17 protein-coding genes and 2 tRNA genes are annotated in these 20462 nt (G+C 66.7%); 7 read left to right on the plus strand and 12 right to left on the minus strand.

Annotation, left to right across the window (positions count from 1 at the left end):
• Positions 1-22 precede the first annotated feature (22 nt).
• On the plus strand, positions 23-1708 hold the full coding sequence (locus QUE68_RS09145; RefSeq protein ID WP_286275452.1) for a cation:proton antiporter: 1686 nt from the start codon (positions 23-25) through the stop codon (positions 1706-1708).
• Here the strand turns inward: QUE68_RS09145 and QUE68_RS09150 are convergent.
• The 5 genes from QUE68_RS09150 to QUE68_RS09170 form a co-directional block, all read right to left on the minus strand.
• Positions 1705-2985: an HNH endonuclease signature motif containing protein gene (locus QUE68_RS09150; protein WP_286275453.1), complete on the minus strand. Its 1281-nt coding sequence runs from the start codon at positions 2983-2985 to the stop codon at positions 1705-1707. The two genes, QUE68_RS09145 and QUE68_RS09150, sit on opposite strands and share 4 nt — an antisense overlap.
• Before the next feature lie 67 nt (positions 2986-3052).
• The gene (locus QUE68_RS09155) at positions 3053-3892 is read right to left on the minus strand and encodes an intermediate filament family protein (protein ID WP_286275454.1); all 840 of its coding nucleotides are present in this window, start codon (positions 3890-3892) and stop codon (positions 3053-3055) included.
• A 54-nt stretch (positions 3893-3946) separates the two neighbouring features.
• Positions 3947-4348 carry a GlcG/HbpS family heme-binding protein gene (locus QUE68_RS09160; RefSeq protein ID WP_286275455.1) on the minus strand — a complete coding sequence of 134 codons (402 nt, stop codon included), beginning with the start codon at positions 4346-4348 and terminating at the stop codon, positions 3947-3949.
• A gap of 14 nt (positions 4349-4362) precedes the next feature.
• On the minus strand, positions 4363-5502 hold the full coding sequence (locus QUE68_RS09165) for a hypothetical protein (RefSeq protein WP_286275456.1): 1140 nt from the start codon (positions 5500-5502) through the stop codon (positions 4363-4365).
• Between the two features lie 336 nt (positions 5503-5838).
• Positions 5839-7374: a PE-PPE domain-containing protein gene (locus QUE68_RS09170; protein WP_286275457.1), complete on the minus strand. Its 1536-nt coding sequence runs from the start codon at positions 7372-7374 to the stop codon at positions 5839-5841.
• Between the two features lie 627 nt (positions 7375-8001).
• On the opposite strand from QUE68_RS09170, the gene QUE68_RS09175 reads away from it, so the two are divergent.
• Entirely contained in the window at positions 8002-8394 is a 393-nt protein-coding gene (locus tag QUE68_RS09175; protein ID WP_284233658.1) for a DUF4189 domain-containing protein, read from the plus strand.
• A 104-nt stretch (positions 8395-8498) separates the two neighbouring features.
• On the opposite strand, the gene QUE68_RS09180 is transcribed toward QUE68_RS09175, so the two are convergent.
• Positions 8499-9637 (minus strand): IS3 family transposase gene (locus QUE68_RS09180; protein ID WP_286274290.1). Its coding sequence is split into 2 segments (ribosomal slippage): positions 8499-9367 and positions 9367-9637, totalling 1140 coding nucleotides; the frame shifts between segments, so codons are not numbered across the junction.
• A gap of 91 nt (positions 9638-9728) precedes the next feature.
• Positions 9729-9802: transfer RNA gene (locus QUE68_RS09185), tRNA-Gly, on the minus strand.
• A 96-nt stretch (positions 9803-9898) separates the two neighbouring features.
• Between QUE68_RS09185 and QUE68_RS09190 the strand changes: the two genes are divergently transcribed.
• The 5 genes from QUE68_RS09190 to clpX all read left to right on the plus strand — a co-directional run bounded on the left by QUE68_RS09190 (position 9899) and on the right by clpX (position 14348).
• Positions 9899-9972: transfer RNA gene (locus QUE68_RS09190), tRNA-Pro, on the plus strand.
• A gap of 54 nt (positions 9973-10026) precedes the next feature.
• The gene (gene tig / locus QUE68_RS09195; protein WP_286275458.1) at positions 10027-11445 is read left to right on the plus strand and encodes a trigger factor; all 1419 of its coding nucleotides are present in this window, start codon (positions 10027-10029) and stop codon (positions 11443-11445) included.
• A 112-nt stretch (positions 11446-11557) separates the two neighbouring features.
• Positions 11558-12142 carry an ATP-dependent Clp protease proteolytic subunit gene (locus QUE68_RS09200; protein ID WP_284230794.1) on the plus strand — a complete coding sequence of 195 codons (585 nt, stop codon included), beginning with the start codon at positions 11558-11560 and terminating at the stop codon, positions 12140-12142.
• Entirely contained in the window at positions 12139-12765 is a 627-nt protein-coding gene (locus QUE68_RS09205) for an ATP-dependent Clp protease proteolytic subunit (RefSeq protein ID WP_284225688.1), read from the plus strand. The genes QUE68_RS09200 and QUE68_RS09205 overlap by 4 nt, the downstream gene beginning before the upstream one ends.
• Before the next feature lie 302 nt (positions 12766-13067).
• Positions 13068-14348 (plus strand): ATP-dependent Clp protease ATP-binding subunit ClpX, encoded by a 1281-nt coding sequence (gene clpX, locus QUE68_RS09210; protein WP_286275459.1) that lies wholly within the window; start codon positions 13068-13070, stop codon positions 14346-14348.
• A 26-nt stretch (positions 14349-14374) separates the two neighbouring features.
• Here the strand turns inward: clpX and QUE68_RS09215 are convergent, their stop codons facing one another.
• From QUE68_RS09215 to QUE68_RS09235, 5 genes are all read right to left on the minus strand, one after another.
• Complete coding sequence (locus QUE68_RS09215) at positions 14375-14608, minus strand: cyanase (protein WP_286275460.1); 234 nt, start codon at positions 14606-14608, stop codon at positions 14375-14377.
• A gap of 53 nt (positions 14609-14661) precedes the next feature.
• On the minus strand, positions 14662-15987 hold the full coding sequence (locus QUE68_RS09220) for a glycosyltransferase (protein WP_286275461.1): 1326 nt from the start codon (positions 15985-15987) through the stop codon (positions 14662-14664).
• Between the two features lie 108 nt (positions 15988-16095).
• Entirely contained in the window at positions 16096-16920 is an 825-nt protein-coding gene (gene fdhD, locus QUE68_RS09225; protein ID WP_284225693.1) for a formate dehydrogenase accessory sulfurtransferase FdhD, read from the minus strand.
• Positions 16908-19280 carry an FdhF/YdeP family oxidoreductase gene (locus tag QUE68_RS09230; protein WP_286275462.1) on the minus strand — a complete coding sequence of 791 codons (2373 nt, stop codon included), beginning with the start codon at positions 19278-19280 and terminating at the stop codon, positions 16908-16910. The genes fdhD and QUE68_RS09230 overlap by 13 nt, the downstream gene beginning before the upstream one ends.
• A gap of 9 nt (positions 19281-19289) precedes the next feature.
• A complete protein-coding gene (locus QUE68_RS09235) occupies positions 19290-20378 on the minus strand; it encodes an NHL repeat-containing protein (protein ID WP_286275463.1) in 1089 nt (362 codons plus the stop codon).
• Between the last annotated feature and the right edge of the window lie 84 nt (positions 20379-20462).

A 20462-nucleotide genomic window follows, 5' to 3' on the forward strand; every position in this document is an offset into this window, starting at 1 on the left:
GCTTTGACGGGACAATCAGCGGGTGGAACTCATCCTCGTCGTCGTCGGGGCGATCGTCGTCACTGCCATCGCGCACCGACGGGGGCTCGAACCGGCGCTCATCATCGTCCTCATCGGCATCGCGGTGTCGTTCCTGCCCGGTTTCGAGGCGCCCGAACTCGACTCGCACATCCTGCTGACGGTGGTGTTGCCGCCGCTGCTGTACTCGGCGGCGCTGGACTTCTCGTTCCCGACGTTCCTGCGGAACATCCGACCGATCCTCGGCCTGGGTGTCGGGCTGGTCGTGGTGACCGCGTTCGCCGTGGCCGCGGTCTCGTCGTGGTTGGTGGTGGTACCTCTGACCTTCGGCACGGCGCTGATCCTCGGTGCCATCGTGGCGCCGCCCGACGCCGTGACGGCCGTCGCGGTCGGACGCAAACTGGGGCTGCCGAAGAAGGTGATGGCAATCCTGACCGGGGAGAGCCTGATCAACGATGCCGCCGCCCTGACGCTGTTCTCCATTGCAGTGGCTCAGGTGGCGGGAAGTCACACGTTCATCGGCAACCCATTCCTGCTGTTCGGGTACAGCGCCGTGCTGGGCCCGATCGTCGGTGCGGCGCTCGGATTCGTGACGCTGTGGATCCGCAGGCGGCTGGCCAACCCCGGGTTGGAGACCGTCCAGGGTCTGGTGGTGCCGTTCGCGGCGTTCATCATGGCCGAGGAGTTGCATGCCTCGGGGGTGCTGGCCGTCGTCGTCGCGGGTTTCGTCGTCGGCAACGGCACCCTCGGCGCCGGGTATCAGACCCGGCTGCAGGAGCGATACGTGTGGAATTCGGTGGACGTGCTCCTGGAGGCGTTCGTGTTCGCCTACATCGGTCTGCACCTGCGGTTCGTGCTCGAGGACCTGCGCGAGGCGCACGAATCCCTCGGTGAGGTCGCGGTCGCCTCGTTGATCGTGCTGGCCCTGGTCATGTTGATCCGACCCCTTTCGGTGCTGGCGATGTTTGGTCGCAGCAAGCTGTCCGACCACGTCGAGAACCGGCTCAGCGTGCCGATCCCCGCGAGCGGTGGTCGGGGCGCGCTGGGCACCCGTCGGCGCGCCAAGCCGCCGGGCAAGTGGCGTTCGGTCATCGACCGGCGATCGTTGACGTGGCAGGAGAACGTCGTGGTGTCGTGGACCGGCATGCGCGGAGTGGTGACGTTGGCCGCGGCCGCGGCCATCCCCGTCACCACGGCGGCAGGGGAACCGTTTCCCGAGCGCGCCACCATTCAGGCCATCGCGTTCGTGGTCAGCGTCGGCACGTTGTTGATCCAGGGCGCCACCCTGCCCCTGCTGATCAGCCGGTTGCACCTGTCGGAGGACGAAGTCGCCTACGAGCGGGAGCAGACGCTGAAGGCCGAACGCGTCGTGTACGACGCGGCCGACAGTGTGCTCGCCGAGTTCCGGGCCAATCCGCCGGAGGGGCTGGATCCGCGCGTGTCGGCCGAGATCCGCAGCATTGTCGCCAGGCACTCACAGGATGCCGACGAGATGCCCGACCCGGCGACGCACACGTTGCGCGCCGAGGTCTTCGCATCGCTGTATCTGGAGGTGCTGCGGGCCCAGCGAGCCGCCCTCATCGCCGAACGCGACGAGGGTCGGATCGAAGACGAAGCCGCCCGCGCGATGCTCGAAAGACTCGACCTGCAGGAGGCTGGCGTGTCAGCCCGGTTGGAGAGCCGGCTCTAGCTCCTGCTCACGGGTGATTCCGGCTGGAAGGGTTGGTACCACCACCAGTCGGCGCGTTCGCCGGTCGGTCCGCGACAGGGCGCGACCCGTGGTGGGGGTCGGGTTGGTGGGCGGGCCAGCGATCCCGCGGTGAGCGTTCGGCCCTGGGCGTCGGTGACGACGAGGTGGTGGGCGGGTCCGGTGAGGGTGATGATCCCCCGGTGATGGAGGCGGTGGTGGTGGGGGCACACCAGGACCAGGTTGGCCAGCTCGGTGAGCCCGCCGTCCTCCCAGTGCTGCAGGTGGTGGGCGTGCAGACCGCGGGTGGCCCCGCAGCCGGGGACCACGCAGCAGCGGTCACGGTGCTCCAACGCCCGACGCAGCCGGCGGCTGATCAGCCGGGTCTCGCGGCCCGCCCCGATCGGCTGGCCGTGGCGTTGGAACCAGACCTCGCAGGTGGCGTCACAGGTCAGGTAGCGGCGGTCGGCGTCAGACAGCAGCGGACCCAGATGCAGCGCCGCGATGCGCTGCTCGACGTCCAGATGGACCACCACGGTGGTGCGCTGTCCGTGCGGGCGCCGCGCCACGTCGGCGTCCCACCCCGCCTCGATCAGGCTCAGGAACCCGTCGATGGTGCTCGGCACCGGCGGGCACTGCCCCCCGGCGCCGTCGGGGTGGTCGCGTTTCCACTGGGCGATCAGGGCGTCGGTGTGCGACTGCACCGCCGCGTCGAACGTCGCGGCCTCGGCGTGGGGCAGGGTGATCCGCCAGGTGGTGGATTCCTCGTCCTCGGTCTTGCTGAACGACCGCGGCGGTTCGGGGCGAGGCTCGGGCTCGGCATCGGCATCGGGATCCGGGTCGGGGTCGGGTGAGGGTTCGGGGTCGGGTCGGGGTTCCCACTTGACCGCGGTGCGGAGCTGGCTGACCGTGGCACTGGCCGCCAGCTCGGCGTAGTGCTCATCAGAACCTGCGGCGGCGCGGCCGGCGATGACGCCGACCTGATCCAGGGACAGCCGGCCCTCTCTCATGTCGGCCGCGCAGCGGGGGAACTCCTCGAGCCGGTGCGCGACCGTGGCGATGGTCTCCGCGTTGGCCGGGGTCACTCCGGTCTTCCAGGCCACCAACGCCGGAACCGAGCGGCACCCGGTGGCACCCCACAACTCGTCGCGGTCGATCTCGGCCACGACCTCCACGATGCGGCCATCGATCGCATTGCGCTGACCGGTCAACTCCGCCAACTCCTCGAACAGCACCTCCAACCGCTCACAGGGAGCGAGAACGGGTGCGGTCGAAGACATGACGTCATCATCACAGAGGGGTACGACAAGTCTCGTTGGCGACGTTTAGCGAGAAGGAGAGCCGGCTCTAGAAGCCGCCGAAGTCCCCGCCACCGAAGTCGCCACCGCCGCCGAAGTCCCAACCGCCGCCGCCACTGTCGCCGCCCCAGCCGCCGCCGTCGCCTCCGCCGCCATCCCAACCGCCGCCGCCGTCTCCGCCGCCGTCGCCGCCTCCGCCGTCGAGCTGACCCTGGTCCATGCCGTCCTGGAACCCGTCGCCGTAGCCGTTCTCGAAGCCCTGGGCGTCATATCCGACGCCGCCCATACCGGAGAACATCGCGCTGAACAGCAGTACCGAGCCGACGCCCCAGGCGCCTGCCACCAGAGCCGGCTTCCACCACGGCTCGGAGTACCAGCCGGCGGGCACGGGACGGCCTGCGACGCGTCCACCCGGGTAGTAGTTCGGGGTGCGTTCCGACGGCGTCGGCGAGGCTTCGATGTCGCGGCCCTCGTACTGCACGCGGCGATCCTCGGTGACGGTGCCGGCCGAATTCTGGCCCGAGAGCGTCTCGAGTTCGGGTCCGGGATCCATGCCCATCGCGACTCGTGCCGCGCGGACGTAGTACAGGCCCTCCATCGCGCTCTCCTTGGCGAGCTGCGCCTGCTTGGCGGTGGTGGCCTGCTCGATCTGCGACCCCGCTGCGGTGAACCGCTCGGACGCGTCGGCGAGGGCCTGACGCGAGGCGTCGTCGGTTCCGGTCAGGCTGAACACCTGGCCGCCGAGGCGGTCGATGGTGCGGCGCGCGTCGGCCTTCGCGTCCTCCAGTGAGGCGGCGTTGCGCTTGCCGGACGCCTTGGACGAGGCGTAGACGGCGAAACCGATCACGGCGACGAGGACAACGATGAGCACCAGCAGAAAGCTGTTCATGGCGTCCAGCGTACCGACAGGAAAGTGCGTCGACCGGGTCGGATGAGGGCCTTCTCAGGCAAGGGCGCGCACCCCGGCCTCGGCGCACGCAGCGTCGTCCTCGGCGCTGGCACCGCTGACGCCGACCGCTCCTACGATTCGGCCCTCGGACGTGATCGGCACCCCGCCGCCGAAGATGACGAAGCGGCCACCGGCGTTGGCGTGCAAGCCGAACAGTTCGCCGCCGGGTGCGGCGAGGACGGCGAGTTCGGCGGTGGAGATGCTGTTGGCGACCGCCGTGTAGGCCTTGTCGATCGCCAGCACTGGGCCGGCGATCTCGGCGCCGTCCATCCGGCCGAAGGCGATGAGGTGCCCGCCCGAGTCGACGACGCCGGCCGACACCAGGATCGACCGCTCGACCGCCTCGGCGTGGGCGGCGGCGATGATGCGGTGGGCGGTGGCGAGGTCGAGGGTCACCTCGTCATTCTGACCTAGCTGTCGGTCCCGGTCCCGGCATCGTTCGGCGGTGCGACTGCGGTCGGCTCGGTTTCGGCTGCCGGACCGGGGGCCTCCATGTCGTTGGCGTTCGGTTTCGGATGCGTCGTGTCTGCGACATCGGCTGGCTCGACCTTGTTGCCGGTCTTCATGACATCGGTGTCCGACGTGTTCTTGGGTTCGACGTCAGCTACGGGCTTGGGTGTGGCCTCTTGCTCGGAAAGACGTTGTGCGACCGGCCTTTCGGGCATCGTCGGGGCCGGTTCTGACACCGTCACGGCATGCGGGGGAGCGACCGCCGCGTCCGGGGTGATCGGTGGCAGCTCGCTGAGCGGTGTCCCGATCAGCGGCCCGCCTCCGATCAGGTGCTGAACCGCCACGACGGCGGGGTTCTCGAAGATTCCGTTCACCAGACCGATGGCGACGGGATTTCCCTTGGCGGCCGCAATGAGTCGCCGTTGCACGACGGCGATGGGTCCGCCGCGGTAGTCGGTGACCTCGTCGGGGAAGAACGCGATGATGGCCGCGCGCTGGTCGGGGTCGTTGGTTCCGTCGAGCAATCTGTTCCGCACGACCTGGACCAGACCTCCAGTGACGAAATCGCTGATGAACTGATGCTGATCGGCGTCGGCGAACAGTTGAAAGAATCGGTGCGCCTCCGACTGGAACACCCCGCCCTCGAAGAAGTCGTCGAGGATCTGGGTCTGGTCGGGGCTCTTCAGTCGCGACGTCGCCTGCTTCTTCAGTACGCCGGCGATCCCGCCGTGGAAGAAGTCGGTCAGCACCTCTCGTTGCTGCGGGTCTCCGAACGCGGCGAACAGCTGTACGTAGATCGCGCTGGAGACGTGCGCCAAGACGGGATTGACCCGAGGATCGAACAGGGTGCTTCCGGGGGCGGCGAGCACTGGCTGTAGTGCTGGCGGTGGCGTGAGTCGGGTCGACTGGGCGGCCAGTGCCACCCGGGTGGAGTCAACGATGCTAAGGGCATTGGGCGTCAGCGGGTTTGGTAGAGCGGTTGCCGACGCGACCGTCACGGAAGCGACGACGAGGCAGAGCCAGCGCGGCGCAGCACCGCCCGCGGCGGGGTATCGGTGGCGCGCGGTGGACGTAGTGCGGGCCTGTGTTGGACGGCTCACGATGGGCTCCCTCGCCGACAGATGTCAACAGTTGGTGACTTTACGGTAGGCCGACCCGACGGCCGTGTCGACGGTCGGTGACTTAGTCCCGAGGGAGTCATGGGCGATGGCGATCTGCCGACCACACCCTGGTAGTGGGCCGTGCCGACGCTCGTCGAGCGGCGACTACTGCATTTCCGCCCATGGACGGCCAACGGTACCTTCGAGCCTCGCTCGGACGGTGCCTTCACCTACGCGCCGGCCGCCAACTACAACTGCACCGATTAATTCACCTAACAGGTCAACGACGGGACCGTCGACAGCGCGATTGCGACTGTCACCCTCAACGTCAGCTAGTTAGGCGGCGTTGGCTTCTCCGGCTCCATCGTCGCCACCGGACTCGCCGGCACCGGTCCCCGTGGTCGATCCGTTTGTACCCGTCGTCGTCGTGGTGGTCGCGCCGCCGGTCGCCGGACCCGCCGGGTCGGTTCCGCCGCCGGGGACGGCCATGTTGCCGTCGGAGGTCACGGTCGGATGCAGACCGTCGCCGGTCGGCCCGGGACGCGATGTCGTCGAGGGCGGGTTCGACGCCGTCGTGGGGGGAGTGGCCGAAGCTGTCGACGACGGAGTGGCCGAAGCTGTCGACGACGGAGTGGACGACGTCGACTCGGTGCCCGTGGCGACGCTCGAATCCGGCGTGACGGTCGGGGTGGCCGTTGGAACGGACGACGCCGTCGGTGTCGGCGAGTTCTCGTTGCCCACCAGCGTCATTCGCGATTGGGCGCCCTGGATTTGTGGTGCGACCAACGGTGTCGGCGCGGCAGGCACCAGGTTGCCGAGCGGATCGGGCAGCGTGGTGGGCGCAGTCCCGCCCGACAACAGATTGGTTACGCCCTGGCTGATCGCTCCGGGCAGCCCGAGGAAGGCCCCGATGACGTTCTGCGGCGGGACGATCAGCGAGAACGCGATGGGTGTCGCTGGATCGGCGTTCACACGATCGGTGTAGCCCATGTCGACCAATAGGCGAAGCAGCGGTTCCACGGCGCTGATGAAGGGTTCGGCGAAGGGGGAAGTCCCTGTCTGCCTTGCCAATTCCCGCAGTGGTCCGAGCAGCGGGAGAGCCCTGTAGTAGAGAACGTAGGTGTCGGTACCGCCGGCGGTGTTGTGAACCTGAGTCACGTAGGCGGGGCTGGTACCGGGCACTAGCGGGTCATAGGCCTCGTCCGGATGCGAATACCGGAGCGACAGAACGGTGTTGAGCAGTGATAGCGGGTTGAAGTACGCGGGGAAGTCGCCGTAGGGGTCGTACTCGTTCGCGATGTAGGTCGTGTCGTACCTCGTCGCCTGGCCGGGGCACATCGCGTCGATGAGGCCTGGAATCGCGATGCCGGGGAAGCGTTGAAACAAGCCGCCATTGGGAGCGAAGGGATTTGCGATCTGGACGAAGCTGAGCTGAGTGGGCAACGGGGCCAGGGACGGATCGAGTTGCTGTAGGTTGCGTCGCACCTGCTCCACGGTCAGTGTCCCCGCCGAATAGGCCGTGACGACGATCAACGGTTCCGTGGCATACGTGTCGACGATTGCCTGGTTGAGCAGCGGTGTGCCGGCATCGCGGCTGGCCGCCAGATTGAGCCCGGAGTCGTACTGCAATCCGGCGTACTGGTAGCCCGCGGGCACGACAGTTCCGCTCAGCTTGTTCGGCAGGCGAACACCAGTGTTATCGCCGAGGCCCCCAACGCCGATCACGGTGTTGGCCAATTCGACCGCGGAGCTGGCGGCGGTGGTGTTCGTTGCGTGCCCCAGAACCAGTGCGCTGGAGATCCCCGCAGCGGCCGCGCCGGCCAGAACGGCCTTGCGCGCGCGACGCGACTTCGTCATCCGGTGCTTTGCCATGAGTACCCCCTAGTGCTCACACGGTGAGCGTCAGTGCGTCCACCTAGGACGGTAACTGCATAGCTGCCAAGATCACTACATCTTTCGATGATCGTCGTCATCCGGTACCAAGTAGCTGAGCACTCCGGCCACGGGGTCTGCGACCGTTGCCAACCAAGGACCCGGGAACGGCGGGACGACTACGCAACTTCATCCCTACCTCTTCTAAAGACCCCTCAGCCTCGTCAACATCGAGATCTCCGCCACCTACTCGCATACCCGGGCGAGTGCACACACCTTCTCGCAGGCGCTCACGACCGCCGTCAAGGGTGGGTACGCCTCGGCCCCTGACGTCCCGTCATTCGAGCGGCTGGACACGGAGCCGCCGGCGCGGACGTCTGACGTAGAAGTGTCAGTGTCGGAGCTGTCCGGCTTCTCCGCGGTCGCGGCGGGTGAACGTGGGTCATACGGCTGGTAGCCGGCGGCGGCGGCGTTCTCGCGAGTGGCCCACCCCGTGGGCGAGGCGTCCTTGGCCCGAAAAACAGGTGCGCAAGATCGAGCGGAGAAAAAGTGTGCGAAACGGATTCGCTCGCTTCCCTATTCGGTGAACGCAGCCCAAGAGGGCCGCGATTACCCAAGGAGACCAGCGTGACCACCAACCTCACCACCCCGCGCCGCCGGGCCATCGTCGCCAGCATGCTCGCCGCCGCAGCCGTCACCGGCGTACTCGGCTCCACGGCGCCGGCCGCCGCGGCCTCCGACAAGTACGTCGCTCTTTCCTACTCGCCCTCCTACCGGCACTACGCCTTCGGGATCAACGAGAACAAGGACGCCGCCGTCGGTCGATCGATGTTTGCGTGCAACGAACGTGCCGGAGCATGCCAGCTGTTGGCCTGGTCGAAGAACGGGTGCGTTGCGTTGGCGCAGGGAAATGGCGGCACCTACTACGGCTGGCACGGCGCGACCAAGACCGAGGCGCAGCAGGGGGCCAAGCAGCGGTCGGGTCCCGGAAGCTACGTGATCGACACCAAGTGCGTGTGAGTTTTCGGGCGTCGGCTCACCGTCTATGGACGGTGGGCCGACGCGTCATTCGACCCTGGCCTGCGTCGACGCGACTGAGGGGGACCCGTTTGGTGGTCCAGTCGCTATGCGACTTGGGGTTGGTGGGTCGTGGTCCACTGTAGAGCGAACTCGGCTGGAGTGCGTTCGCCGTGGGCGGAGTGCGGCCTGTTGGCGTTGTAGTCGCAGCGCCAATCTTCGATGATCACGCGAGCCTCCAGCAGCGAGTAGAAGCGCCACGAGTTGAGCAGTTCATCACGTAGCCGACCGTTGAACGATTCGATCCAGGCGTTCTGCCACGGCGAACCGGGATCGATGAAAAGCGAACCGGCACCGTTGAATCGGCACCAATCACTGACCGCGTGCGCCACGAACTCGGGACCGTTGTCGAAGCGCACGTAGTAGGGCGCCCCGTGGGCGAGGACCAGGCGATCCAAGACCTCGACGACACCGTCGGCGTCGATGGAGCGGTCGACTTCGATCGCGAGCGCTTCGCGGGTGAACTCGTCGATCACGTTCAACATCTTCATGGTGCGGCCATCGGCGGTGGTATCGAACTGAAAGTCCATCGCCCAGATCACATTCGGACGGATCGGTGACATCGCGCCCACGGCGACACCGATACCGGTCAGACGCTTCTTCTTGCGGCGTTGCGGGACCCGCAGACCCTCCTCACGCCACAGACGACGGATTCTCTTGTTGTTGACCTGCCAGCCAGCTCGGCGGGCCATCTTGGCTGCGCGCCGCCACCCCCAGCGAGGCCGGTCGGTGGAAAACCGGCGCAGCCAGGCACGTAACTCGGCCTCCTCCTCGGTGATCGGCGGTGGCGTCAGGCGCATCGTGGAGCGGTGGATGCCCACCACCGTGCACGCTCGGCGTTCGGATACCCCGAACCGGTCGCGCAGCACCTGGACGGCGCGGCGCTTGCGGTTCGGGGTTAGAAGTTTCCCGCCGAAAGGTCCTTGAGCATGTCAATGTCGAGGGCCTGGTTGGCGACCAGCTTCTTCAACCGGGAGTTCTCCGACTCGAGTTCTTTGAGCCGTTTGGCCTCGTTCGCCTTCATGCCGCCGTACTGGGCAAGCCAGCGATGCCACGTCGACTCAGCGATCTCCAGATGCCGGCACACCTCGTCGAGTGCCTGACCGCCGGCGAGGAGCTTGTGGCCCTCGGCGAGCTTGCGAATGATCTGATCCGGCGTATGCCGCCGGCGCTTGTTCGATGCCATGTCGTCGTCGATTCTTCCTGCCCGAACACTCGGGCAACAGAGTCGCACAACAACTGGACCACTACGACGGGCTCACCTCACGACGACCTGGTGGAGCGGGCGACGGGAATCGAACCCGCGTAGCTAGTTTGGAAGACTAGGGCTCTACCATTGAGCTACGCCCGCGTTAGCACTGCACTTCGAGACTGTACCGGCGCCGACGTAGTCAAATCCAATTGATGTCGTCGGAAGCTAAGCCCGTAGTATCTCGGCAGTGAAGCACGGGGTGTAGCGCAGCTTGGTAGCGCATCCGCTTTGGGAGCGGAAGGCCGCAGGTTCAAATCCTGTCACCCCGACCGGAACACGAACACCCCTCGAACGAACGACACAGACATGCAAGGAGCGCAGCAGTGAAGAGCACCGTCGAGAAGTTGAGCCCCACCCGGGTTCGCATCAACGTGGAGGTGCCCTTCACCGAGTTGAAGGGTGACTTCGACCAGGCGTTCAAGGAAATGGCCAAGACGATCCGCATGCCAGGCTTCCGGCCAGGCAAGGTTCCGGTCAAGCTGCTGGAGTCGCGCGTCGACAAGCAGGCCATGTTGGACCAGGTCGTCGGCGAGGCCGTCCCTGCCCGCTACAGCGAGGCCCTCGCGAGCTCGGACGTGCAGCCCCTCGGGCAGCCCGAGATCGAGGTGACGAACAAGGAGTACGGCGGGGACCTGAAGTTCACCGCCGAGGTCGACGTCCGGCCCGAGATCGAGCTGCCCGAGCTGTCGACGCTGGCGTTCTCGGTCGACGCGATCGAGGTCACCGATGAAGAAGTCGACGCCGAGCTGCAGAACCTGCGCGCCCGCTTCGGCACGCTGACGGGTGTCGACCGGGCCGCTGAGGACGGCGACTTCGTCTCGATCGACCTGTCGGCGACCGTCGACGGCGAGGACGTTCCCGAGGCCAAGACCGAGGGCCTGTCGCACGAGGTCGGCTCGGGTCAGCTGATCGACGGTCTCGACGACGCGATCAAGGGCCTCGTAGCCGATGAGACCCGCGTCTTCCCGACCACGCTGGTCGCCGGTGATCACGCCGGCCAGGAGGCTCAGGTCACCGTCACCGTCAAGTCCATCAAGGAACGCGAGCTTCCCGAGCCCGACGACGAATTCGCCCAGCTTGCAAGCGAATTCGACACAATCGACGAACTCAAGGAAAGCCTCGTCGAGCAGGTGCGCCAGACGAAGCGCGTCGGCCAGGCCGAGCAGATCCGCGACAAGGCATTGGAGGCCCTGCTCGAGCAGGTCGAGGTGCCCCTGCCCGAGGCGATCGTTCAGGCGCAGGTCGACGACACCGTGCACAACGCCATCCACGGCCTCGACCACGACGAGACCAAGTTCGAGGAAGCGCTGGTCGCCGAGGGCAGCACCCGCGAGGAGTTCGACGCCGACAACCGCTCCAACGCGGAGAAGGCCGTCAAGACCCAGCTGTTGATGGACGCCATCGCCGACAAGCTGGACATCCAGGTCGGCCAGAACGACCTCACCGAGCGACTGGTGCTCATGTCCCGGCAGTACGGCATCGAGCCGCAGCAGCTCCTGCAGGTGCTGCAGCAGAACAACCAGCTGCCCGCCATGTTCGCCGACGTCCGACGCGGCCTGACCATCGCCGTCGTGGTGCACGGTGCGACCGTCACCGACTCCGAGGGCAACGAAGTCGACACCACGGAGTTCTTCGGACCGTCCACGCCGCCCGCGACCGACGAGGTCGAGGGCGCCATCGAAGACGCCGAGGATGCCGGCGACGACGATGCCGACGAGGTCGAGGCCGACGAATCCAAGTGACGCTGTGAGCGAACGCCCCTCGTCCGAGGAGTGCTCGCCGCGCAGGTTTGGTTAGTGTCAGTTGAAACGAGTACGCAAACTCGAGAAAGCAGGTATTTCAGCCGTGACTGACATGCGTTCGGGCGCGTCGGGGCTCAACCTCATCGATTCCGTCTATGAGCGGTTGCTGGCCGAGCGGATCATCTTCCTGGGAACCCAGGTCGACGACGACATCGCCAATCGCCTCTGCGCGCAGATTCTGCTGCTGTCCGCCGAGGACCCCACCAAGGACATCAACCTCTACATCAATTCGCCCGGCGGATCAGTCACGGCGGGCATGGCCATCTACGACACGATGGTGCTCGCGCCATGCGACGTCGCGACGTACGCGATGGGCCTCGCTGCATCGATGGGTGAATTCCTGCTCGCCGCAGGAACCAGGGGCAAGCGCTACGCCCTACCGCACGCGCGCATCATGATGCACCAGCCCAGCGCTGGCATCGGCGGTAGCGCCGCGGACATCGCGATCCAGGCCGAGCAGTTCGCGCTCACCAAGAAGGAGATGAACCGGCTCAACGCCGAGTTCACCGGTCAGACTCTCGATCGCATCGAGACCGACGCGGACCGCGACCGCTGGTTCACGGCTCCCGAAGCGCTCGAATACGGCTTCGTCGACCACATCATCACCCACGCCAACTTCAACGGGAGTGCCTCATGACGCAACCTCAGGCGCGCTACATCCTTCCGTCGTTCATCGAGCACTCCAGCTTCGGCATGAAGGAGTCCAACCCGTACAACAAGTTGTTCGAGGAGCGCATCATCTTCCTCGGCGTGCAGGTTGACGATGCCTCGGCCAACGACATCATGGCGCAGCTGCTGGTGCTCGAGTCGCTGGATCCCGACCGCGACATCACCATGTACATCAACTCGCCGGGTGGCTCGTTCACCTCGCTGATGGCGATCTACGACACCATGCAGTACGTCCGCGCCGACATTCAGACCGTCTGCCTCGGCCAGGCCGCGTCGGCCGCCGCGGTGCTGCTCGCCGCGGGCACGCCGGGCAAGCGGCTGGCACTGCCCAATGCGCGGATCCTGATCCATCAGCCCGCGGTGGGCGGGGCGATCCAGGGCCAGGTTTCCGACCTGGAGATCCAGGCCGCCGAGATCGAGCGCATGCGCACGCTGATGGACACGACGTTGGCCCGCCACACCGGCAAGGACGCCGCGGTCATCCGCAAGGACACCGACCGCGACAAGATCCTCACCGCGGCGGAGGCCAAGAACTACGGCATCATCGACACGGTGCTGGAGTACCGCAAACTGTCCGCCCAGCCCGCCTGATCAACCGCCGCGCCCCGCGAGATTCGTGCCGGTCGCGCCTCGCTGGGCGCGAGTACGGTGGTCGCAGAACGTCTCATGTTGGTTGCGACGGCGACACGCCAGTGGCGCGAGGTGCGTTCCGGAGGGTCGCTGGCGATGGCAGGAGATATGTTCTCCATCAACGCAGGCAAATATCAACGGCGCGAATCGGCTTTATCGGTCGCAAGGTGCCGGAACATACGGGTAGCGTCGGGTCCACACCCGAGGTGAACCACCCAACCCAGACTTACCGACGGCGATCAGGAAAGTAGGGCCGCACGACAATGGCGCGCATCGGAGACGGCGGTGACCTGCTGAAGTGCTCTTTCTGCGGGAAGAGTCAGAAGCAGGTCAAGAAACTCATTGCCGGACCCGGCGTGTACATCTGCGACGAGTGCATCGATCTGTGCAACGAGATCATAGAAGAGGAACTCGCCGACGCCGACGACGTCAAACTCGACGAGCTGCCCAAGCCTGCCGAGATCCGCGAATTCCTCGAGGGCTATGTCATCGGACAGGACACCGCCAAGCGCACCCTCGCGGTCGCGGTCTACAACCACTACAAGCGCATCCAGGCACAGGAGAAGTCCCGCGATTCGCGGGCCGAACCCGTCGAGCTGGCCAAGTCGAACATCCTGATGCTCGGCCCCACCGGTTGCGGTAAGACCTACCTCGCGCAAACGCTCGCCAAGATGCTCAACGTCCCGTTCGCGATCGCCGACGCCACCGCGCTGACCGAAGCCGGCTATGTCGGTGAGGACGTCGAGAACATCCTGCTCAAGCTGATCCAGGCGGCCGACTACGACGTCAAGCGCGCCGAAACCGGCATCATCTACATCGACGAGGTCGACAAGATCGCCCGCAAGAGCGAGAACCCGTCGATCACGCGCGACGTGTCCGGTGAGGGCGTGCAGCAGGCGCTGCTGAAGATCCTTGAGGGCACGCAGGCGTCGGTGCCGCCCCAGGGCGGCCGCAAGCACCCGCATCAGGAGTTCATCCAGATCGACACCACGAACGTGTTGTTCATCGTGGCGGGTGCGTTCGCCGGCCTGGAGCGCATCGTGTCCGACCGGGTTGGCAAGCGTGGCCTTGGCTTTGGCGCCGAGGTCCGCTCGAAGGCCGAGATCGACACCCAGGACCACTTCGCCGAGGTCATGCCCGAGGACCTGATCAAGTTCGGGCTCATCCCGGAGTTCATCGGCCGCCTTCCGGTCGTGGCGTCGGTGACGAACCTCGACAAGGAGTCGTTGGTCACCATCCTGTCGGAGCCGAAGAACGCCCTGGTGAAGCAGTACAACCGGCTGTTCGAGATGGACGGCGTGGAGCTGGAGTTCACTCCCGACGCATTGGATGCCATCGCCGAGCAGGCCATCCACCGGGGCACCGGCGCCCGCGGTCTGCGTGCCATCATGGAAGAAGTCCTGCTCCCGGTGATGTACGACATCCCCAGCCGGGACGACGTCGCCAAGGTCGTCGTGACCAAGGAGACCGTCGAGGACAACGTGCTCCCGACGATCGTGCCCCGCAAGCCCCCGCGCACCGAGCGTCGCGACAAGAGCGCCTAGCTCTCGACTGCCGGCGTGCACTCGGTTCACTCGGGTGCGGAGTTCCACTCATAGCCGAGGAACTTGCCGTCCAACGTCACCACGACGCGGTCGCCGCCGGGATGCGGTTTCCGCTCGACGTCGATGCTGAAGTTGATCGCGCTCATGGCCGACGTCGTCCACACCACGGGGCGGTCGACCGCGTCGGCGAGCTGTTGCCAGGTGAGGCCCTTCACCAGCCGGGCCTCGATGATCTGGTTCGTGATGTCGTCTCGCGTCATGCCTCCAGCATCCGCTGTGGCTGTTTCAACGATGTGACGGTTCGTACCGGAATTCACCACCAGCATGCAGAATTGGCGGGACCTTGCGCGGCCGCGCGTTCGGCGATGACTTCGTCGAGCAGGGCGGCGACTTCGGCGACACCGTCACGACGGGCGTAGGCCTGCTGAAGGTTTCGCGCGGCGGTGCGGTAGGCGTCGTCTTCGAGTACCTCCCGTACCGCGCGCCGCACCACACCCGCGGTTGGGACACCGGTCCTCAGATTCACTCCGGCGCCGAACCATTCGACGCGTGCGGCCACCTCGGGCTTGTCCTCGGTGTTGCCTGCCACGATCAACGGGACTCCGGTCATCAGTGCCCGCTGCACCGCGCCGTAGCCACCGTTGGTGATCATCACGTCCACTAGCGGCAGGAGCACGTCGTGGGGGATGTACTCCGCGACGAAGGTGTTCGAGGGCACCGGCCCGCGCAGCTGCGAGACTGGTCGCCCGCCGGTGCTCACCACGACGGTCACGTCCTCGTCGGCCAGCGCCTCGATGGTCGGTTCGATCAGCCGGCCGAGGTCGGCGTTGTCGATGGTGCCCTGCGTGACGTGGACGACCGGACGGTCGCCGGTGAGCTCGTGCCACCACGGCGGCGGGACGAAGCCGTTGGCCGGCTCGGGGGTTACTGCACCGACGAACCGCACGTGCTCGGGCAGGTCGCTGCGATGGTATTCGAATTCCGGAATGGTGGGAACGATCAGTCGATCCGCGAGGATGGCCGAATCGAGCAGGAAGACGGGCAGTTTCGGCAAGATCAGCGCCTCGAGCATGGTCTCGGCGGCGCGATGGGAGGCGCGCAGCAGGACCTTCTGGGCAACGACGTTCAGCGCGCGGTTGCGTAGGCGTCCCAGCGCACCCGTGCCCGGCAGCATGCCGGTGCCACCGGGTGCGGTGTCCCGGCTGGACAGGAACAGCGGCGTCGTCGTGTAGGTGAGCACCGGCGGCCGGGAGGCATTGTCGTCCAACAGCATTGGAAGAATGCCGAGAAAGAAGGCGTCGGCGAGGATGGCGTCGAACCGCGTGACGGCCATCAGTTCGTCCAGCGCGGCGGCCTGATACGGCAACGGTCGGACGAATACGTGCCTGACGTCGAAGTTGACGCGGGCGACCCCCGACGTCTCGGCGCGTCCGGGCAGATCGTCCAAGGAGTTGTCGTCGTAGTCGGCGCTCAACGGCAGGGGATGTGGTGTCGCGCCCGTGGCACGGACCCGGTCGGCGTGCCGCGCCGAGGTGAGGAAGGTGACGTCATGGCCGCGGCCGACGAGGTCGCGCGCGACGTTCAGCAGGGGGGCGACGTGTCCGATGGGTGGGCAGGCGGCGATCAGGATGACTGACACGGTGGTGGCTCCTCGTTGATGGGTTCGACGGGAGTCGATGTTTCGCCACGAGGAGGCGTGCGGCTTGGAGGTTGTGTGGAGATTGGGTGGAGAACGCGGGCAGACGGGTCAGTGCTCCACGCGGTCGGGCCGGGTGTAGACGTTCATCGACTCACCGCGCAGGAAGGCGACCAGGGTCAGACCCGCCTGCCCCGCGAGGTCGACGGCCAGGGAGGACGGTGCGGACACGGCGGCGAGGATGGGGATGCCTGCCATCACCGCCTTCTGCGTCAGCTCGAACGAGGCGCGCCCGCTGACCAGGAGGACCGCGCCCGTCAACGGAATGCGATCGTTCTCCACCGCCCAGCCGATGACCTTGTCGACGGCGTTGTGTCGGCCGATGTCCTCGCGGACGACGAGCATGGTGCCGTCCGCATCGAACAACGCGGCCCCGTGCAACCCGCCGGTGGCGGCGAAGATCCGCTGCGCACCGCGAAGTCGATCGGGCATGGCGCACAACGTCTCCGAGGTGACCACGGTGGGGTCGTCACCGGGGGAGTGCCGGCTGATCAGCCGGATGGCATCGATCGAGCCCTTGCCGCACACTCCGCAGGACGACGTGGTGTAGAAGTTGCGGGTGACGTCGAGACTGGGCATCGGCACGTCGTGCGCCAGACGGACGTCGAGGACGTTGTAGGTGTTCATTCCATCATCACCTGCACCGCGGCAGTATTCGACCCGGGCGATGTCCGCGCGCCCGCCGATGACGCCCTCGGTGAGCAGGAACCCTTGGGCCAGTTCGACATCGGAGCCGGGGGTGCGCATCGTGACGGTGATCGCGGCGCCGTTGATGCGAAGCTCGAGCGGCTCCTCCACCGCCAGGGTCTCCGGCCGGGTGGTCGTGGAGTCGGCGGCGATGTGACTAGCACGCCGCCGCGTCGTCACTCGTCCCATGACGCCCCACTGACGAGATCCTGGGGTGGCGTGGCGGGCTCGAGTCGGATGACGACGGCCTTCGACACCGGCGTGTTCGACTTGGTGGCCACGTTGTCCAACGCGACCAGCGCATTGGTCTCCGGGTAGTAGGCCGCGGCGTTGCCGATCGGCGTCGAGTACGGCACCACCATGAAGTCCCTGGCCCGACGCTCCTGCACTCGGCCGTCGGCGTCGGGAAACTCCGAGACCAGGTCGACGCGGGCGCCTTCGGTCAGGCCGAAGGTCTCGACGTCGGCGGGGTTGACGAACACCACCCGACGGCCACCCTTGACTCCGCGGTAGCGATCGTCGAGGCCGTAGATGGTGGTGTTGTACTGATCGTGGCTGCGCATCGTCTGCAGCACCAGTCGGCCCTCGGGCACTGGAACCCATTCAAGGGGGTACACCGAGAAGTTGGCCTTGCCCGTGTGCGTGGGGAATTCGCGCGAATCGCGCGGTCCGTTGGGAAGCTGGAAGCCGTCGGGTGCGCGCACTGCGGCGTTGTAGTTCGCACACCCTGGCACCACGGCAGCGATCGCGTCGCGGATGGTGTCGTAGTCGTCGGTGAACTGCTCCCAAGGCACGGGGTGCCCGGCGCCGAGCAGTTCGCGGGCGAGCTGGCAGACGATGGCCACCTCGCTGCGAACCTCTTCTCCGGGCGGGTGAAGGCTCCCGCGCGACAGATGCACCATGGACATCGAATCTTCAACGGAGACTTGTTGTTTGCCGGTGGCCTGGACGTCGCGGTCGGTCCGTCCCAGCGAGGGCAGGATGAGGGCGTTCCTACCATGCACCACGTGGCTGCGGTTGAGCTTGGTCGACACCTGAACGGTCAGCGAGCAACTGCGCAGAGCGTCTTCGGTGACGGCGGTGTCCGGTGTCGCGAGCGCGAAGTTGCCGCCCATGCCCATGAAGACCTTCGCCTTGCCGTCGCGCATGGCCCGAATGGCGTCCACGGTGTCGAGGCCGTGCTTGCGGGGACTGGTGATGCCGAATCGGTGATCCAGTGCCGACAGGAACGTCTCGGGCATCTGCTCCCAAATGCCCATCGTGCGGTCGCCCTGGACGTTGGAGTGTCCGCGGACGGGGCACAGGCCGGCGCCGGGCTTGCCGATCATGCCGCGCATCAGCAGCAGGTTCGTGACCTCGGCGATCATGGCCACCGCATGCCGGTGCTGGGTCAGTCCCATGGCCCAGCAGGCGATGGTGCGCTCGGAGTCGATCAACATCTGAGCGACCCTTTGGAGTTGCACCGCGTCGATGCCGGTGGCTTCCATCACCGTATCGAGATCGACTGCGCGCGTTCGCTTCTCGTACTGTTCGAAGCCGGCGCAGTGGGTGGCGATGAAGTCGCGGTCCACCACCGTGCCCGGTGCGCGATCGTCGGCCTCCAGCAGGAGCCGGCCCAGACCGGCGAATAACGCCATGTCACCGCCGAGGCGGATCTGGACGAACTCGTCTGCGATGGGGACGCCATGGCCGATGACGCCGTTGACCTTCTGCGGGTCCTTGAACCGTATCAGTCCGGCCTCGGGCAGCGGGTTTATCGCAATCACCTTGGCGCCGTTGGCCTTCGCCTTCTCCAGCGTCGACAGCATTCGCGGATGGTTGGTGCCGGGGTTCTGGCCGGCGACGATGATGACGTCGGCCTCGGTGAGGTCGGCGACCGTCACGGACCCCTTGCCGATGCCGATGCTCTCGGTCAGCGCGGCACCGGAGGACTCGTGACACATGTTCGAGCAGTCGGGCAGGTTGTTCGTGCCGAAGCTGCGCACGAACAGCTGATAGAGGAAGGCAGCCTCGTTGCTGGTGCGCCCCGAGGTGTAGAAGACGGCGCCGTCGGGATCGCCGAGGCTTCGCAACTCGTCGGCGATCAGCCGGTAGGCGTCGGCCCAGTCGATGGGCCGGTAGTGGTCGTCCCCCTCGCGCAACACCATCGGGTGGGTGAGGCGGCCCTGCTGCGACAGCCAGTACTCCGGCCTGCCCTCGAGGTCGTCGATCGAGTGCCTGTCGAAGAAGTCGGGGGTGACGACGCGTTTGGTGGCCTCCTCGGCGACGGCCTTGGCGCCGTTCTCGCAGAACTCGGCGAACTTGCGGCCGTCGTGCTCCTCGGGCCATGCGCAGCCCGGGCAGTCGAAGCCCTTGCGTTGGTTCAGCCGCACCAGCGCAGCGGCGGTTCGGAACGGACCCATGGACTTCAGGCCGCGCTGCATCGACACCATGACGGCCTTGACGCCCGCCGCCTCGTGTTCCGGCCCGGTCGCCGTGGCCTCGTGCTCGTCGTAATCGACTTCGATGTCCCGCGTCACACCGCGTCCCCGCCGCAATCGAAGTGCCATGGCTCGAGCCTAGGCCGCGTCGCGTGGGTCGATGATCTGCACCACCCCTGCGGTGACACCCGCGATGAACAATCGTCCGGTCGTGGAATCGACGCCGACGGTGTACGGGTTCTGCACCGTCGCAATGCGCTGCACTTCGCGGGGCGTGTCCTGCGTCATGTCGTAGCCGACGACTTCGTTGGTGGCCGACGACGCGACCCACAGCAGGTCGCGGGTGGCGTCATAGGTGATGCCGTACGGGCCACCGGGCTGCGGCACGCTGGCCACCTCCCTGGGCTCGGTATTGAAGACGCGGACGGCGTCACCGCGGGTGTCGGTGGCGATCAACCGGCCGTGCTTGTCGGCGACGAGGTGGGTGGGGCCGGCCCCGGCGGGTGTGGTGCCCACGATGGTGAGCTTGTCCGCGTCGTAGACCGTCAGATCGTTCTTCCGTACGTCGAGCATGCCCATCAACTCGCCCACCGGCGCCATACCGGCGGGCTGCACGCTGTCGGTGAACACCTTGACGATCTCATCGCCACGCAGCACCGTCGTCGTCCCGCCCAGTTCGTTCGCGACGAAGACGGTGCCGCCGGGTGTCTCGGACGCGTCGTGAGGGACGGTGCCGGTGATGATCTGCGGTTCGGCGGCCCCGCCAGGGAGTTCGACGCGGACCAGCGCATTCGCGCTTTCGACGGGCACCAGGACGGGTCCGCCGGGCTTGGCCAATTGCAAGTGGCGGACGAATCCCGGTAGCGGGACGCGTCGTACGACGTCGCCGGTGTCCGCGTTGAGCAGCACCAGTTCGTTCGGGTTGCGCTTGGCGACGGCGACGGTCCGGGTGACCGCGTCGACGACCACGCCCTCCGGTGCATCGCCGACCGGCACGATGCGACCGGGCGGAGTGCCGGTCGGTGCGGGCGCGCGGCCCGGTTCGGCGGGCGGGGGAAGGGCGTCCGCAGGGGGCCGGGTGCCTTCGGTGGGGACACCGGTCGGCAGCAGTCCTGTGGTGGTGGGTGTCGCCTGCGGTGCTTGCGTCGGTTGTGTGGGTTGCTCCTGTGGCGAGGAACATCCAACGGCCAGGAGGGCGGCGGCTACCAGTGGCACCATGCGGTTCATACAGCCCTGCTTACCCCTCGCGCCGAGTGTGAACTCCCCGGCGACGGAGAGGTAAGAATTGCGCCACACCGCACACACTCGGCG

Origin of the sequence: Mycolicibacterium sp. TUM20985 (assembly GCF_030295745.1) — a bacterium.
In the GTDB taxonomy this organism is placed as follows: Bacteria; Actinomycetota; Actinomycetes; order Mycobacteriales; family Mycobacteriaceae; genus Mycobacterium.